At 28.0% G+C, this 17,025-nt stretch carries 15 protein-coding genes; 11 read left to right on the top strand and 4 right to left on the bottom strand.

The window, feature by feature from the left end; genetic code table 11:
- Positions 1 to 218: 218 nt before the first annotated feature.
- Positions 219 to 740 (top strand): citrate lyase holo-[acyl-carrier protein] synthase, encoded by a 522-nt coding sequence (gene citX / locus OXH55_RS12845; protein ID WP_268050379.1) that lies wholly within the window; start codon positions 219 to 221, stop codon positions 738 to 740.
- A gap of 103 nt (positions 741 to 843) precedes the next feature.
- Complete coding sequence (locus OXH55_RS12840; protein ID WP_268050378.1) at positions 844 to 1,545, top strand: tetratricopeptide repeat protein; 702 nt, start codon at positions 844 to 846, stop codon at positions 1,543 to 1,545.
- A 46-nt stretch (positions 1,546 to 1,591) separates the two neighbouring features.
- On the opposite strand, the gene OXH55_RS12835 is transcribed toward OXH55_RS12840, so the two are convergent.
- Both OXH55_RS12835 and OXH55_RS12830 read right to left on the bottom strand, forming a co-directional pair.
- Positions 1,592 to 3,199 (bottom strand): Na/Pi cotransporter family protein, encoded by a 1,608-nt coding sequence (locus OXH55_RS12835; RefSeq protein WP_268050377.1) that lies wholly within the window; start codon positions 3,197 to 3,199, stop codon positions 1,592 to 1,594.
- A 117-nt stretch (positions 3,200 to 3,316) separates the two neighbouring features.
- A complete protein-coding gene (locus OXH55_RS12830; protein WP_268050376.1) occupies positions 3,317 to 5,323 on the bottom strand; it encodes a sigma 54-interacting transcriptional regulator in 2,007 nt (668 codons plus the stop codon).
- A 364-nt stretch (positions 5,324 to 5,687) separates the two neighbouring features.
- Between OXH55_RS12830 and ptsP the strand changes: the two genes are divergently transcribed.
- The 7 genes from ptsP to OXH55_RS12795 all read left to right on the top strand — a co-directional run bounded on the left by ptsP (position 5,688) and on the right by OXH55_RS12795 (position 12,866).
- Complete coding sequence (ptsP, locus tag OXH55_RS12825; RefSeq protein WP_268050375.1) at positions 5,688 to 7,304, top strand: phosphoenolpyruvate--protein phosphotransferase; 1,617 nt, start codon at positions 5,688 to 5,690, stop codon at positions 7,302 to 7,304.
- 178 nt (positions 7,305 to 7,482) lie between these two features.
- Positions 7,483 to 8,037: an RNA polymerase sigma factor gene (locus OXH55_RS12820; RefSeq protein WP_268050374.1), complete on the top strand. Its 555-nt coding sequence runs from the start codon at positions 7,483 to 7,485 to the stop codon at positions 8,035 to 8,037.
- Between the two features lie 4 nt (positions 8,038 to 8,041).
- Positions 8,042 to 9,304, top strand: coding sequence for a DUF4652 domain-containing protein (locus OXH55_RS12815; protein ID WP_268050373.1), 1,263 nt, complete (start codon positions 8,042 to 8,044; stop codon positions 9,302 to 9,304).
- Positions 9,305 to 9,322: 18 nt separating this feature from the next.
- The gene (locus tag OXH55_RS12810; protein WP_268050372.1) at positions 9,323 to 10,063 is read left to right on the top strand and encodes a DUF4652 domain-containing protein; all 741 of its coding nucleotides are present in this window, start codon (positions 9,323 to 9,325) and stop codon (positions 10,061 to 10,063) included.
- A gap of 26 nt (positions 10,064 to 10,089) precedes the next feature.
- The gene (locus tag OXH55_RS12805; RefSeq protein ID WP_268050371.1) at positions 10,090 to 11,367 is read left to right on the top strand and encodes a tetratricopeptide repeat protein; all 1,278 of its coding nucleotides are present in this window, start codon (positions 10,090 to 10,092) and stop codon (positions 11,365 to 11,367) included.
- Between the two features lie 261 nt (positions 11,368 to 11,628).
- Positions 11,629 to 11,946, top strand: coding sequence for a thioredoxin (gene trxA, locus OXH55_RS12800; RefSeq protein WP_268050370.1), 318 nt, complete (start codon positions 11,629 to 11,631; stop codon positions 11,944 to 11,946).
- Between the two features lie 68 nt (positions 11,947 to 12,014).
- Positions 12,015 to 12,866 (top strand): NAD(P)/FAD-dependent oxidoreductase, encoded by an 852-nt coding sequence (locus OXH55_RS12795; RefSeq protein WP_268050369.1) that lies wholly within the window; start codon positions 12,015 to 12,017, stop codon positions 12,864 to 12,866.
- A gap of 147 nt (positions 12,867 to 13,013) precedes the next feature.
- On the opposite strand, the gene OXH55_RS12790 is transcribed toward OXH55_RS12795, so the two are convergent.
- Positions 13,014 to 13,544, bottom strand: coding sequence for a cell wall hydrolase (locus OXH55_RS12790; protein WP_268050368.1), 531 nt, complete (start codon positions 13,542 to 13,544; stop codon positions 13,014 to 13,016).
- A 151-nt stretch (positions 13,545 to 13,695) separates the two neighbouring features.
- On the bottom strand, positions 13,696 to 14,706 hold the full coding sequence (locus OXH55_RS12785; RefSeq protein WP_268050367.1) for a hypothetical protein: 1,011 nt from the start codon (positions 14,704 to 14,706) through the stop codon (positions 13,696 to 13,698).
- 199 nt (positions 14,707 to 14,905) lie between these two features.
- Between OXH55_RS12785 and cdaA the strand changes: the two genes are divergently transcribed.
- Together cdaA and OXH55_RS12775 are read left to right on the top strand one after the other, a co-directional pair.
- Entirely contained in the window at positions 14,906 to 15,751 is an 846-nt protein-coding gene (gene cdaA / locus OXH55_RS12780; RefSeq protein WP_268050366.1) for a diadenylate cyclase CdaA, read from the top strand.
- Positions 15,724 to 17,016, top strand: coding sequence for a CdaR family protein (locus OXH55_RS12775; protein ID WP_268050365.1), 1,293 nt, complete (start codon positions 15,724 to 15,726; stop codon positions 17,014 to 17,016). Before cdaA ends, OXH55_RS12775 begins: the two co-directional genes overlap by 28 nt.
- The last annotated feature ends 9 nt before the right edge of the window (positions 17,017 to 17,025 follow it).

Below are 17,025 nucleotides of genomic sequence, written 5' to 3'. Positions count from 1 at the left end.
TATTTTAGATTTTATGGTAAAATATAAATTGATACAAGTATATAGATAAAATGGAGAGAGTTAGTTGTTTTTTGAATCAATGAAAAATTGGATTGCCCTGTTGTTATAATGGATAGTGAAGAATATAACTTATATGAAATTGGGTAGCGGGAATATTTGCAATCATTAAAGTAAAAGGAGGAACAGGGAAGAGAAAAAAGAAGCTTCTCTATTTGAATATGAAATATAGCGAAGAAGACATTTTAATAGATAAAGAAAAGAGAATGAGATTTCAGCAAGGATTAATTAATAAATTTAATATGCCTTTAATGGTTATTAGAGTTAATTATCCAGGGGTAAATAGAAGTAATGATATAACAAAAAATATTATGCAAAATATGGATGAAATAATTTCAGATATATTCAGTTGTTTTATTCATTTCAAGGTTTTTAGAATAACTGCTGAAGGTCCAATTTTAACTATAGTAATAAATAGGAATGCTAAAGAAACAAAAAAAACAACTATAGAAATAGAAGATAAGCATATTTTAGGTAGATGTGTTGAAATAGATGTATATGATAAGGATATGAAGAAGATAAGTAGAATGGATTTAGGTTATCCACAAAAAAAATGTTTTTTATGTGATAATTCTTGGGAAAAATGTATTAAGGACACTCTTCATACTAAGAATGAAATAGTTCAATATATACTTGGATGTTATAGAGAGTATATGGAAAGTTTTTATGGTAAAAAGATATAAACATAATACAGTTTAAGGTAACACACTATAGTAGAAGCTGTAGTGTGTTTTTGTGTTTATATATAATGAAAAATAGAGTACAAAAGCTTATAAAGGAGGTAGTATGTTTAAAAAAATTTCATTAAAATCAAAGGTAATTATTTTTATGATTGCCGCACTGATTGCAGTAGGTATTATAGTTAAGGAGGGAATAAATAATAGAAAAAGAGATTATGTAATAGATAATAAAATAAATAGCAAAACTGAAAATGTAGAAATAAAAGATAGTGAAGATAGAAATAAAGCAAATTTGAAGAATATCACAAATGAAGAAAAAAACACTGTGTTAGAAGAAAAATATAAAAAGGGGTATGAGGCTTTTCACAATAGAAAGTATGAAGAAGCTATAAAGATACAGAATGAAGTGATTTCAAAAGACGAAAATTATTATAAAGCATATAGTATAAAAGGTATAGCTTTATGTTTTCAGGGCAATTATGAAGATGGTATGAAAGCTATAGATAAGGCATTAGAAATAAATGCTGATTATGGTTACGGGAGATTTAATAAGGCTCTTGCTTATGAATTATATAGGCATTATGATAAAGCGTTAATGTGGTATGATAAGGCTTTAGAGGTTGAAAATTATATATGGAGCTATTATGGAAAGGCTAGCATTTACGGCAGACGTGGTGATGTTAAGAATACAGTTAATTATTTGAAGATAGCTATTGATATGGATTCTTCAGTAAAGAATTTGGCAAAGGAAGAACGAGACTTTAATAATGTAAGAGAAAGCAAAGAATTTAAAGAAATAGTTAAATAAGGATAAAAAATAAGAGAAGTTTATATAAAACTTCTCTTATTCTATCTTATTTTCTATCTAATACCATTAGAGCAATGTTATTTGAATGGTCACCAATTCTTTCAAGATTTGTTACTAAATCTATAAAGATAGCACTACCAGCAGTATTACATTCTCTTTTATTAAGTCTAGCAAAATGTTCTTTCCTAAATTGTTTTTCCATAGCATCTATTTTACCTTCAGTTTCAATAACTTCTTCTGCCATTTTAAAATCAAAGTTTTCTAAAGCTTTTATTACACAATTAACTGCATGACTAGCAGCTTCAGACATATTTTTAGTATCGCTTAGAGCTTTTTTAGAAAAAACAACAGAGTCGTTAGCTTTTAGTTCGGCAAGTTCTATAATATTTTTAGCATGATCGCCTATTCTTTCTATATCATTAACTACATGGAATAAAGATGATACAAGTTCTGATTGTTGTTCTGATAAATCAGTATTTGCAAGAGAAACCATGTAATCAGTTATTTCCCTTTGTAAGAAGTTAATTAGTTTTTCTTGTTCTAATACAGAGCCCATTAACTTTTCATCATCTGTGAAGAAGGCATTCATAGAATTAGTTAGGTTTTGAGAAGAAAGTTTTCCCATTCTTACAATTTCTTTAACTAATTGTCCAGATGCAATTGATGGAGTTTCTAGTAATCGCTTATCAAGATACTCTAAAGAATGTACATTTAAATTTTCATCTTCACCTGGTGCTAATTTATTTACAAACTTTACTATTAGAGGTATAAATGGTACTTGTATTAGTACGTTTGTTATATTAAATATTGTATGTGTATTTGCAATTTGTCTTTGGATATCTCCGCCAAGCATAGGAACAACTTTTAAAACAATATTGAATGCTGCCATAAATAATAGTGTACCTATAGTATTAAACGTTAAGTGTATAAGCGATGCACGCTTTGCATTTTTAGTAGTTCCGATACTAGCAAGTAGAGCAGTAACACATGTACCCATATTGTCACCAAAAAGTATTGGAAGTGCAACATTTAGTGTAAGTACATTAGTTCCTGCAAGTGCCATAAGAATACCAATAGTAGCACTACTACTTTGCACTGTTGCAGTCATACCCATACCAACAAGAACACCTAGTAAAGGATGTTTTCCAAGAGTAAGTATAAGATTTTTAAAGCTTTCCATTTCTCTTAAAGGATGCATGGCATCTTTCATGATGTCCATACCTACAAATAGAATACCAAAGCCAAGAACTATATGTCCAATATCTTTAGTCCTTTTTTTCTTTGAGAATAATACTACACCTGCACCTATTGCAAGGATTAAAGGAGCTATGTCAGATAGCTTAAATGCTATAAGTTGAGCAGTAATGGTTGTACCGATATTTGCTCCCATTATTACTCCAGCAGCTTGAAATAAATTCATAAGACCAGCATTAACAAAACCAACAGTCATTACAGTTGTAGCACTACTACTTTGAATTATTGCAGTAACACCTGCACCAACAAGAACAGCCAATATTCTATTACTTGTTAGTATTTCAAGAATTCTCTTTAATTTTTCTCCCGCGGCTTTTTGAAGACCATCTCCCATTATCTTCATGCCGTAAACGAATAGTCCTAGTCCACCTAAAAGTTGGAAAACCATTTTATAGTTCATATTATCTCTCCTATTAATAATATTAGTAATATGTTATTAAGTACGTTAAAGATTCTATCACAGCAATGTTAAATCTATATTAAATTATAAAAATAAATTAATAAGGAATTATTGACATTAGTGATGTGTCTCAATTCCATATTTTTTACATTTTAAAGATACTGTTCTATGGGTTAATCCTAAAGCTTTACCAGCCTTGTTAAAGCTTTTATATTTATTCATAGCTAAAGTAATAATTTCTTTTTCATATTCTTCTATAGGCATAATTTCTCCATCTATTAAGTTTACTAAACTATTATTTTTAGGTGAATTATTGGTAATGTAAAAAGGTAAATCTTTAATAGTAATAATATCTTCATCACACAAGTTTATAGCTCTTTCTATAATATTTTCAAGTTCACGGATGTTACCAGGCCAGTCATAGTTTTGTAGATAAATTAATGAATTAGAATCTATGCCCGTAATTTTTTTCTTCATTCTTTCACTTATTTGTTCAATAAAATGCTCTACTAAGGAGTTAATATCCTCTTTTCTATTTCTAAGTGGAGGAAGACATATACTTATAACATTTAATCTATAGTATAAGTCTTCCCTAAATTCTTCATTTTTCATCATTTCTTCAAGATTTTTATTTGTAGCTGCAATTATTCTAACATCTACTTTTTTAGTTTCTATTCCACCAATACTTTCAAATTCTTTTTCTTGAAGAACACGAAGGAGTTTAACTTGCATAGAAGGAGCCATATCTCCAATTTCATCTAGGAAAATTGTACCTTCATCAGCGATACTGAATTTACCAGGCTTGCTTTTAATAGCACCAGTAAAGGCTCCTTTTTCATATCCAAATAATTCGCTTTCCAAAAGATTTTCAGGAATAGCTGCACAATTAATTCTCACAAAAGGTTTGTTTTTTCTAGAACTATTATTGTGTATAGCTTTAGCAATTAGTTCTTTCCCAGTACCGCTCTCGCCTCTTATAAGTACAGTAGAGGTAGATTTTGAAGCTTTATCTGCTATTATTAAACACTCTTTTAGGCTGCTGCTGTTTCCGATAATGTTGTCAAAGGAACTGCTTAATTTAGTATGTCTTTGTAATTCTTCCTTATAGTAATTTAATTCCTCTTCAAAACTTTCTAATTTTTTCATAAGGTCTTTTATTTCATTTACTGGTTTAGACATAGAAATGACACCTTTAAATACATTATCAATAAATATAGGTTGTACTGTAGAAATTATATTTAAATCTTTTTTTTGATGAACTATGTTTTGGAGTTTTGTCTTAGAGTTAAATACCTTCATTCTGAGACCGTTTGGGGAAATATCAATTAAGTCTTTCCCTTCAATATCGTTGCTTTCTTCTTTGAAATAGTTTTTATAGGAAGGATTTATATAGCTTATCTGTCTTTTTTCATTTACAAAACAAATTAATTCATGAGAAGTTTCCAATATTTTTTTGAATTTTTCATTTAATTCTTTTATACCAATAAGTTCGGATATATCTTGAAATATTCCCATAGCACCAATAACTTTGTTATCAGATACAATAGGAGAACGATTAACAATGGCAATGTGATTATTTATATATTGAATTTTTCCGTATTGACTTTCATTGTGGATTAACACAAAGGGCAAATCGGAAGTTGGAATAATGTCTTTTACAAATTTACCAATTACATTTTTTGCTTGTTTATTTATCAGGTTAAGTGCATAATTATTTATAGTAGTAATATTGGAATTTGTATCAATTACGATTATACCCACAGGAATACTTTCAATAATTTGTTTATTAGCTATAGTATTTTCTTCTAAGATAGCATCTATGGTTGTCATTGAAAAGTTATTAGTTCCTATTTCCTCAGTTATGAAGCTGCATAATTCTAATACAGCTTTTTTACCTTTAGTATTATCTGACAAACAAGAAACTTCTATTTCTTCATTTTCACTAATTTTCATAGAGATTAGGGCAAGCATACTTATGGCTAAAGGTTGAGGATTGCCTAGTTTTCTTATATATAATTCTACATTGTATTTAGACTTTATCTGAGAAGCTTTGTGAACTATTGTGGCAGCTATACGGGTGTGAACTCCATTTTTGATATTTACTGGTATATTTTTTTTATACATAAAATTGAAACTCCTTTACTTGATAAAAAGTATCAAAAAATTATAAAATGAGTTGATAAAAAGTATCAAGTATATAATACAGCATATAAACCGGCTAGTCTAGTGGAATTATATAGATTTTATAAGGGCATAATAACTATATTTATAGTTAAGAGTTGATAAAAAATATCAAAAAAGTATTCCGGCATATTTTAGAAAAATGCTAGGAATAGCGAAAATTCGACAAGTTGGAGGTGCTTTTGGAAAAATGGCATGATTTATGCTTATAAAAGTAGTGGTCCGATTTAACAACTATTTAAAAATAGTTAAAAATTTATTGTTTTTATAATAATTTTGTGTGAAATGATTTTTAGGAGGAAATGTAATGAAAAAAGGTATAGCTGCATCAAAAGGTTATGCAATAGGGAATGTTGTTATAAAAGAAGATAATGAAGTTTGTATAGTTGAGACGAAAATAACAGATTTAGACGCAGAAAAGACAAAACTAAATAAGGCAATAGAAAACTCAAGAGAACAATTAACTAAAATAAAAGAAAAAGCAGAAAAAGATCTTGGAGCAGCAAAGGCAGCTGTATTTGAAAGTCATATGATGCTTTTAGATGACCCAGAATTTACTGGAGCAGTTGAAATGAACATAGAGTCAAATATGGTAAATGCTGAAAAAGCATTAAATGATGTTATAGAAATGTACATGGGTATCTTTGGAGCTATGGAAGATGAGTACATGAAAGAAAGAGCTGCGGACATTAAAGACGTTGGAAACAGAATACTTGCAAATCTTGCAGGAAAAGCAGGTTCTGGACTTGAAGATTTACAAGAAAATACTATAGTTGTAGCACATGATTTAACACCATCAGATACAGCACAACTTGATAAGAATAAAGTTATTGGTTTCTTAACAAATATAGGTGGAAGAACTTCACATAGTGCTATCATGGCAAGAACTTTAGAAATTCCAGCTGTTGTTGGTTTAATGGATATAACTGAATGTGTTAAAGATGGAGATACTGTTATCCTAGATGGAGAAGAAGGGTTAGCAATCATAAACCCAGATGAAGCTACAATAGCACAATATGAAGAAAAGAAAGCTGCTTATGAAAAAGAGAAGGAAGAATTAAAGAAACTTATAGAAGTTGAAACAGTAACTAAAGCAGGAAAACGTGTAGAAGTTTGTGGAAACATAGGAAAAGCAGAAGATATACACCAAGTACTTGAAAATGGTGGAGATGGTGTAGGATTATTCAGAACTGAGTTCTTATACATGGATAGAGAGGATATGCCAACAGAAGAAGAACAATTTGAATCATATAAATATGTTGGAGAAAAAGCAGAAGGAAGACCAATAGTTATAAGAACACTTGATATTGGAGGAGATAAGAAGCTTCCATATCTTCCATTACCAGAAGAAATGAATCCATTCTTAGGTTATAGAGCAATAAGATTATGCCTTGATAGAAAAGAGATATTTAAAATTCAATTAAGAGCATTATTAAGAGCTTCAGCTTATGGAAACATAAAGATAATGTTCCCAATGATTTCTTCACTTGAAGAATTTTTAGCTGCTAAAGAAGTTCTTAGTGAATGCATGGATGAATTAAGAGCAGAAGGAAAAGAATTTAATGCAGATTTAGAAGTTGGAATGATGGTTGAAATACCTGCAGCAGCAGTTTGTGCTGATGAACTTGCAAAATATGTTGACTTCTTTAGTATAGGAACTAATGATTTAATTCAATATACACTTGCTGCAGATAGAATGAATGAAAAAGTTTCATATCTATATAAACCAAATCATCCAGCAGTATTAAGACTTATAAAAATGACAATAGATGCTGCACATAAAGAAGGAAAATGGTGCGGAATGTGTGGAGAAGTAGCTGGAGATGAATCAATGATACCAACACTTGTTGAGTATGGTTTAGATGAATTCTCAATGAGTGCTACATCAATATTAAAAGCTAAACAAATAATAATGAATAACTAATTTAAAATAAATGAATAAAAGGCTTTATATCTTTAAGGATATAAAGCCTTTTATTATTAAATATATATTTAATTAATATGTTGGGTATGAAAATATAACATTATTTTTTTTATTTTTACAACTTTTACTGTATAATTATCGTATAAATTATTAGACAGGTGTTAGGGGGGAGAGCCACTTGTTCAACAGCGAAGAAGATGCAAGATTAGTTCAGGAAATTTTGGAGGGAAGTGTAGAAAGCTTTGAAGCTATTGTAAATAGATATGAAATGACCATATTGAAATTTATTTATAGTATGATTAAAGACAAGGAAGCTTCGGAGGATATAACTCAAGAGGTATTTATAACAGTATATAATAAATTAGATACTTTTGATAATAGATACAAATTTTCTAATTGGATTTTAAGAATAGCTAAAAATAAATGCATTGATTATATTAGAAAGTATAAAAAAATAGAAAATGTAAATATAGAAGAGGTAAAACCTATAACTTCAAAAGAAATTTCCCCAGAACAGAATCTTGAATATAAAGAGACAAAAAAAGAAATAGAAAAATATATAAACAAACTAGAACATGTAGATAAGCAAATAATTTCACATAGATATCTGCAGAAGTTAACTTTTAATGATATATCTAAAATTCTTGAAATGAGTGAATCAGCGGTTAAAAGGAGATATTATAAAGTAAAAGAGAAATTTAAGGAATATATAGCTATTAGCGAAAAGGGGTGAGAATATGAATTGCAAGATATTCATCGACAACTTAGAAAAATATATATTAGAAGATATAAGTGATGATTTGAAAATTGAGATGGAAGAACACATTAAATCTTGCATGAAATGTAGGGAATTATATAATGAAGAAATGCTATTTAGACAAGCTGTTGAGGAAGCATTTAATTGTGATGATGTTGTTTTTACTAGTCAAAAGGATAGTATTATGGAAAAAATCGATCATGATAGATATAAGAAAAATATAGTAAGAAAAAGTAAGGGAAATTTTAGAAGATACATTCAAATAGGTGCACCAATAGCTGCTGCAGTGGCATTTATAGTAATGATTAATCCTATTTCAAAATTTAATATTGGAAATAATTCTAAACAGGATAAGGTTAATGTAGCTGAAAGAGCTGTAGATAAGGAAATTTCATCACAGAGTAAAATTGCAATGGATTCTGTAGATAAAAAACAAGGAAAAATAGAAGAAAAAGAATTGAAGAAAGATAAAAAAGAAAATTCATCAGCAATAGTTAGAAAAGAAGAAGACAATAAACAAACTGCATCTGTTGAAAATCAACATACAGAAAAAGCAACAATTGATGATAACAAATCTTCAGAGGGGTCAAATAATAATTCAAAAGAAAATATTAAAAATTCTAATGAAGATTTATTTAAAGGTGATAAGGGGAGTGAAGAAGATAGAAATCTTATTACCATGGCGTTAGAAAATGAAGATGAGTTTAATAAGGAGAGTTTAAATAGTGAAATACAATTTGAAAAAAAATCAATAGAAGAAAAACTAGTTTTACAAAGAAGTAATAAATGGTATAATTCTCCTGATAGAAGATTAAGCTATTGTGTAGTAGAAAAAGAATATAAAAGCATAGAAAATGACACAAATAAGTTATATATAAAAGATTTGAAAAATAATAGTGAGTGGTCATTAAAAATAATAGATAGCGAAGCTAAGAATTTAATTAAATATGTAAAGTGGAGTGAAGATGGAAATTTATTTGTAGTAAGTGAAGTAGTAAAAGAGAATAAAGTGCAGAATGAAGAACTGTACCTATTAAACGCTTGTACTGGAAAGGCACTTAAAGTTTATAAAACTGAAAATAATGAAGCTAATATTGTAGATATTGAAAAAAGTAATGAAAACAATATAAAAATTAAGCTAAAAATGAATAACAACAATGATTCTAATGAAAATTCTATAGAAGATTATACGATATATAATGTACAAAATGGTATAATAAATAATGACAAAGAAAAACAATAGAATTTGGGAGGGAGTTTTATGAGTTTTAAAAATAAATTTATTGAGTATAAGAAAATTACTAGTTTTATATTGTGTATGTTGTTAATTACAAGTCCTATTTCTCTCATAGGATGTACAAAAAATAAGGATAAGGTAGAAGAAAACAAAGTAGCTGCAGATAAAAACAATACTACTGATATAAAAGATAAAGACAAGATACCAGAAAATAAGGATCAAGAATCTGGTGCAAAAGATAATAAAAGCAACGCTGAAGAGGAAGAAACAGGAAAAGAAGAAGAAAATACGGTTAAATTTGTAAAGCATCAATTAGATAAAAAGATTGAACCAGAATTTGGTACAGAATGGGAGAATTCTGTAAATAAGAAATTGAGTGCATGTATAGAAGGAAAAGGTCCAGATGCAGAGGAAGAAGGAATAGGGAAGATTTATTTAAAAGATTTATCAAGTGGAGAAAAATGGGCTCTTGAAGTTGTAGCGGGAGAAAATCAGAATTCACCAAAATCTATAGAGTGGATTGATGATGAAAATATTATTTCTATAGTTGGTTTAGGATATGGTACAGTTGCATTAGGTGGAAATGTATATAAGATAAATACTAAAACAGGTAAAACTACTCTATTATATGATACAAAAAATTCAAGAAAACAAGTTATATCAGCTAAGAAAGTTGAAAATAAATTAGAACTTCAGATTTTAGTTTATGATGATGAGGAGCTAATGAAAAATCATACTGAAAAGATGGTTATTGATTTAAAATAATTTAGGAAGAAAAAGAGCTGAGGATAATGAATAAGTCAAATAAATTATACCTAAAGGCTTTAAATAAGTATCAAAGTGGATACATTGATGAAGCTATAGATATATGTGAAGAAAGTATATCTACGAATATGAAGAATAGAGCTTCTTTAAATCTGAAAGGATTGTTGTACTATTTAAAGGGTGATATAGATAGTGCAAATGCTATTTGGAAATTAAATTATGAAGTTAATGATGATGGAGTATCCAAGAAATATTTACAAAGTTTAAAAGAAGATGAAAAAAAATTAACTTTGTATGCAAATGCAATAGGTTTAATTAAGGAGTTAAATATAAAAGAAGCTTTAGAAATTCTTATGGAATGTAAAGAAAGTGATTATAATTGTATAAATGTAGATAATGCTATAGCAACTTGCTATATAAAACTTGGGAAGTATGAAAAAGCTACTGAGTATGTAAATAAAGTTTTAAAAATAGATAAAAAAAATGACGTAGCCCTAAGAAATAAGAAGGAACTGATTAAGTATGGGATTAAAAGAAAAAAATTTGAAAATAATCCTAAAATATATAGAAAGATAATTACAGTTCTAGTTTTATTATTATTATGTTTTGCAATTGGAAAATTTGGTATACCTGCAATAAAAAAAGTTGCGCTACCAAGCAAAAATCAGGTTGATAAAACAGAAGCTGTTCAAGAGAAAAAGAATGTTGCAGTAAAAAAAACGGAACCAGCTGCTAAAAAAGCAGATGAGGATAAAAAAAAGGCTGAGGTTGAAAAGAAGAAAGCAGAAGTTTTCCCTTATGAAGAGATAAAAAATAGTTTGCAAAAAAGTGACTATAATAAACTTCATGAATATGTTTCAAAGTGGAAAAATGCAAATTTAGGTATAAATAATAGAACTATATTAACACAAAGTGAAGAAGTACTTAAGAAAGATGGAGTAAAATATTTTTATACAAAAGGTAAAGAATACTTAATGACTTCTAAAGGATATAGTAATGCTATAGATAATTTATTAAAAGCTTATTTATACGGCAAAGATAATTATTTATATGAGCATATTATTTATGTATTAGGTTCTTGTTATGAGGGTACTGGTGACAATGAAAGTGCAATAAAGTATTATTCTGAATATGATAATAGATTTTCAAAGGGAAGCTATGAGGCAGAAGTACTATATAGACTTGCTCTTATATATAAAGAGGTAAATCTAGAAAAAGCAAAGGAATATGCATCAAAGCTTATTAATAATTATCCAAATTCACAATATAGTAATTCTATTATTAGGAATATAATAAAAAAATAATGAATATAAATAATACGGTATACAAAATATTATCAAAATTTTGTATACCGTATTTTGTTAAAATCAATATTTATTTAAAACATAGCTTAAAAATAAGACTTTGGGAAACAATAAAGCATATAAAGAATAAGATATATAATTGCAAATAATTATTAATTAATATGAAGTTAATACTTGACTTGTAAACAGATTAGAGTTATATTAATAGTATAAGATATACCCCAAGAGGGTATGAGTATTCTTAAAAAGTGGAGGGATATTATGGTAAGAGAAATAGGTGGATCAAATTTTGTTCAAGAGGTAATAAATTCTGAAACAGCAACTGTTGTTGATTTCTGGGCACCATGGTGTGGACCTTGCAGAATGTTAGGACCTGTAATAGATGAAGTAGCAGAAGAAGTTGGAGAAAAGGCTAATTTCTTTAAAATTAATGTTGATGAAAATCAAGCAATAGCACAAAAATATAGAATTTCTAGCATACCATGTGTTATGGTTTTTAAAGACGGTGAAGTAGTAGAAACTATGGTAGGATTTAGACCAAAACAAGATATACAAACTATACTTTCAAGACATCTTTAATATATAAATAAGGGACCGACAATACTTTAGAAGTATTGTCGGCTTTGTAATATTTAGGAGGTAAATATATGAGTGATAGATATGATATAGCTGTTATTGGTTCTGGTCCAGCAGGACTTGAAGCGGCAATAAATGCAAAAATTAGAAACAAGAATATAATTATTTTTGGAAATAAAGATTTTAGTGCTAAACTTGTAAAAGCTCCTAAGATAAATAATTATTTAGGATTTTATAATGTAACAGGTAAAGAGCTAAAGAAACATTTTGAAGAACATATTAAAAAAATGGAGATTGAAATAACTGAAGAGCGAATAGATGCTATTTATGCCATGGGAGATTATTTTGCTTTAATGGTAAATCAAAAAACATATGAAGCCAAATCTATTATTTTAGCTACAGGGATGCAGTATGGAAAACCGATAAAAGGAGAAGAAGAGTTCTTAGGTAAGGGAGTAGGATATTGTGCTACCTGTGATGCTCCATTATATAAAGGTAAAATAGTAACTATAATAGGATATAATAAAGAAGCTGAAGAAGAAGCAAATTATGTGAGTGAGCTTGCATCAACTTTATATTATATTCCTATGTATAAAGGTGAATATAAGCTTAACGAAAATATAACAGTAATAAATGATAATCCAGTTGAAATTGTAGGAGATGACAGGGTTAATAAATTGGTTATGAAAAATCAAACAATTGAGACCGATGGAGTATTTGTATTAAAGGATAGTATTTCACCTAGTCAATTAGTTCCAGGATTAGAAATGGAAAATGAACACATAAAGGTAGATAGAAAAATGCAGACAAATATTAAAAATTGCTATGCTGCAGGAGATTGTACAGGTAAACCATATCAATATATTAAGGCAGCTGGCGAAGGGCAAGTTGCTGTATTAAATGCAGTAGAAAATTTATCCTAAAAATAAGATTAGAAATGAAAACAACCAAATAAAAAATTAATTAGGAAAGCAGTTCATAATAAGGGATTATGAACTGCTTTGTGTATTTTATGGCATATTAAAATTAATATGCATGTGTAAGCAGAAATGATTTATGTAGTAAACTAATTAATTTACTACGAAAAAAATATGATTTCCAATTTTTTTAGCATTTGATTTATTTATATTTTTCATCCATTTGGATGTAGCGATCTTTGGATTATAAAAGTAAATAGCATTATTTGTTGGATCTTTACCAGTTAAAGCTTCGTTTACAGCACGATAACAATTTTCATCAGGAGTTACATTGATTTTACCGTTTCTTACACAAGAAAAGGCAGCTTTTTGTTTTACAACTCCTTCAATATTGTTAGGAAATCTATAATCACGAAGTCTATTTAATATAACAGAAGCTACTGCAACCTTTCCTTCATAAGGTTCAGCACAGCTTTCGGCATATACTATCTGAGCCATTAAATGTATATCTGAATTAGTTATATAAATATTTTGTCCTTTGCTATTAAAAACAGTTACAACTTGTGCTTCCTCCTTGTATAAATTCTTTGTTTCAGAATCACAGATAACTATTGCGTTGGCATAATTAAATAATGAAATTACTAATGCAAGTAGAGTAATTATGCTAACAAATTTTTTTTTCATTTTTAATATCCTCTCCTTGTAAAATTTATGGAGTTGAATAAGTAGGCTATAGATATTGTTCCCGCTAAAAAAAAAAAAATTCAAAAAATATTAATTTTTACATAGGATAAAGAAAAAGTGACTAAAATTAGTCACTTTTCACTTTGGTTTATTATTTTGATGTTTCATCTTTAAATTTATTATATTCTCCCATAAAATTATCATAATCAGTGTTTAAAGTATTAAATTTTTCATTAGGACCTTCATATAATTTATTTATAGAATCTTCAGTTTGTGATCCAGATGCAGAAGTTAATTTTTCAGTTTTAACGGCGAAAGTAAAATCTTGTATGTATGAATCATAGTCATCTAACACCTTCACAAAGGATTTATATAAAGGTATGCCTGATTCAGGGATAGTTAAGTTTGAAATTTTACTTTTTATGCTATTTAAAGTGTCTTGATAACTAGCAAGAGTATTTAATAATTTATCGTATCCTTCATCATCTTTTCTTGCTTCAACTATTTGCTGAGATAAATTTTTATTTATAGGATTAAATGTGTCAATAAGCTTACTTAAAGAGTTAACGAAATCTTTATTTTGACTATTTGCTATTTCAGCATCAATATTTGATCTAATTTGTTTTTCAGTAAAATAAGCAGTATTATTTATAAAATCTAGACATTCTTTAGGTAAATTAATTTTTATATTTTTAATAGAAACTAAAGCGTAATTATTCATACAATCATCTCTAAAGCTTTGAAGCGAGGTTAAAGCTTTTTCTAGAGTTACATTTTTAGGATTTTTACAAATTGTATATATTTGATTGAATATAGATATATTATTTTTTAAACCTAAGAGTAAATTTTTATGGTCATCAGTATACTTATCTGTAACAGTTAATTTTTTAAGTTTTTCTTCTGAACTCTTCAATGAAGATATGTAAGAGGAAAGTTCATTTTTAATTTTTTCAGTATCTATAGTTTGACCTTTAGTAAATAAATAAGTTTTCTCATTTACCTTATTTATATTATTTACTTCTGTTTTTACTACTTTTTCGTAAGAAGACAAAGATTTATTTATGAAGAAGTAGTAAGTACCATAGAAAACGCCTATACCTATTAGAATAAAAGACAAAGTAAGAAGTAAAGTAGTTAATGTTTTTTTATTTGATGAAAGCAAATAATTCACTCCTTTATATAGTAATATTTATATTTTTATATTAACATAATAAAAATATTATTCTAGTATATTATAGAATCTTTTGCAAATTACTTATAAAATGATTAAAAATATTTTATAAATTTAGCTAGTTTATATTATTAAGAAAGAAACAATAGTGTATAATTATATTAAATATCATAATGAAGGGGTGAACTAGGTGGATGTTGTAAATATAATTATAAATACAGTAAAAAACATTAGTATAAATTCTGTACTAGACATTATTGTTGTTTCTTATATTTTTTATAAGATATATATGTTAATGAATGAAACAAGAGCAGAACAATTGTTAAAAGGTATTCTTTTAATTATATTCCTTATTCCTATCAGCAGCTTGTTACATTTAACAACATTAAATTGGATACTTAGTAAAACTTTAACTATAGGAGTTCTTTCTTTTGTTATAATTTTTCAGCCCGAAATAAGAAAAGCTCTTGAGCATATAGGTAGAACTACTTTTACAGATAAACATATTTTTGAAAATGAACAAAAAGCAGACGAGATAATAACTGAAATAGTAGATGCAGTAGAAAATTTATCAAAAAGTAGAACTGGTGCTCTTATTGTAATTGAACAGACTACCGGACTTGGAGATATAATTGCTACGGGCAATGAGTTAGATTCAGTTATTTCATCTGCATTATTAGATAATATTTTTGTTGTAAATACACCTCTTCATGATGGAGCTACAATAATTAGAAATGGTAGAATTGCGGCAGCAGGGTGTTTTTTACCACTGACAAATAATAATACAATAAATAAGCAGTTAGGAACTAGGCATAGGGCAGCTATAGGAATGTCCGAAGTATCAGATGCATTAACTATAGTGGTATCAGAAGAAACAGGAATAATTTCACTTGCTGTAAATGGAAATTTAACTAGGTACTATACAAGAGATAAATTAAAAGATATTTTAATTAGAATTATTACATCAAGAAAGAACAAGAATATAACATACAAGGAGAAGGTGAAGTCATGGTTAGGAAAAGCAGACAACAATTAATAATAAAAATATGTTGTGTTATAGCTTCTTTTGTTTTGTGGCTTTATACTTCTAATGATGAAGCGACTAGTAAAACATATAAGGTTACCAATATTCCAATTGAGGTTGTTAATGAAGAGGCATTAATTCAAACAGGGTTTATACTTTCACCAAATCAAAATTTTACAACTTCATTGAGAATAACAGGAACACCAGCAGATGTTTACTCAGTAAGACCAGAGGAGTTTAAAATTGTTGCTGATATAGGAGCTTATGCTCTGAAGAAAGGTAGTAATAGGATACCTATAAATATACTAAAAAGACCTAATAGAAACATTAACATAGTAAATGATGGAGCAATGTGGATTACGGTAAATGTAGATGATTATGTTGAAAAATCATTTCCAATAAAAGCACAAATAAATGGAGAGTCTAAAAATGGTTTTTATAAAGAAACTCCAATTATAACCCCAAGTACTGTTGTAGTGAGTGGAGCAAAACAATATGTGGAAAAAGTTGAAAAAGTTTTGGTAGAAATTAAAATGAACAATCCTGATAAAAATGTAAGTCTTCTAGCACCTCTTAAAGTAGTAGATAAGACAGGAAGAGAAGTATCAGAAGTTCAATTGTCTCCTAAATTTGCAGATGTTATAGTTCCTATTCAAAAGACAAAACAGGTAGGAATAAATATAAAAACAAAGGGAGAATTAAATAAGGATCTTATTTTAAAATCTATTAAGCCTAAATTGGATAAAGTTATAATTACTGGAGAGCCAAAAGACTTAGTGAAAATAGAGAAGCTGGATACAGAACCTATAGATTTAAGTATTTTGACCTCTGAAAAAACTGATTTGAAGTTAAAGTTAGTTCTTCCAGTTGGAATAAAGCTAGTTAAAGGTGAAGAGTATATTAATACACAGATCATTTTAGATAAGATAGTTCAAAAGAATATAAATATAAATGTTAAGGTTAAAAACTTACCAGAAGGAGTTAGCGTAAACCTAGAAAAAGATAGTGTATCTTTGGTAGTTTCAGGGGGAAGGGATATAGTAAATAATTTAACTAGTAGCGATATACGATGCCTTGTTAATTTAGAATCTTTAGAGGAAGGTGAATATACTATTCCTATAAGTATAGAATTGCCACCAGGAGTAACTAAAATATCACAAAACATTGAATTTGTAAAAGTAAATATAGTTAAGAACAAAGAGACAGTAAAAGGTAAAGATAAAGAAGATAATTCACAGAAGAAAAGTATAACAAACAGCACAACTGTTAATAATTAAAAAATAATT

It is taken from the genome of Clostridium ganghwense (assembly GCF_026735165.1).
GTDB lineage: Bacteria > Bacillota > Clostridia > Clostridiales > Clostridiaceae > Clostridium_H > Clostridium_H ganghwense.
Note: the sequence above shows the minus strand (reverse complement) of the source record. Positions and strands in the feature narration are given on the sequence as shown.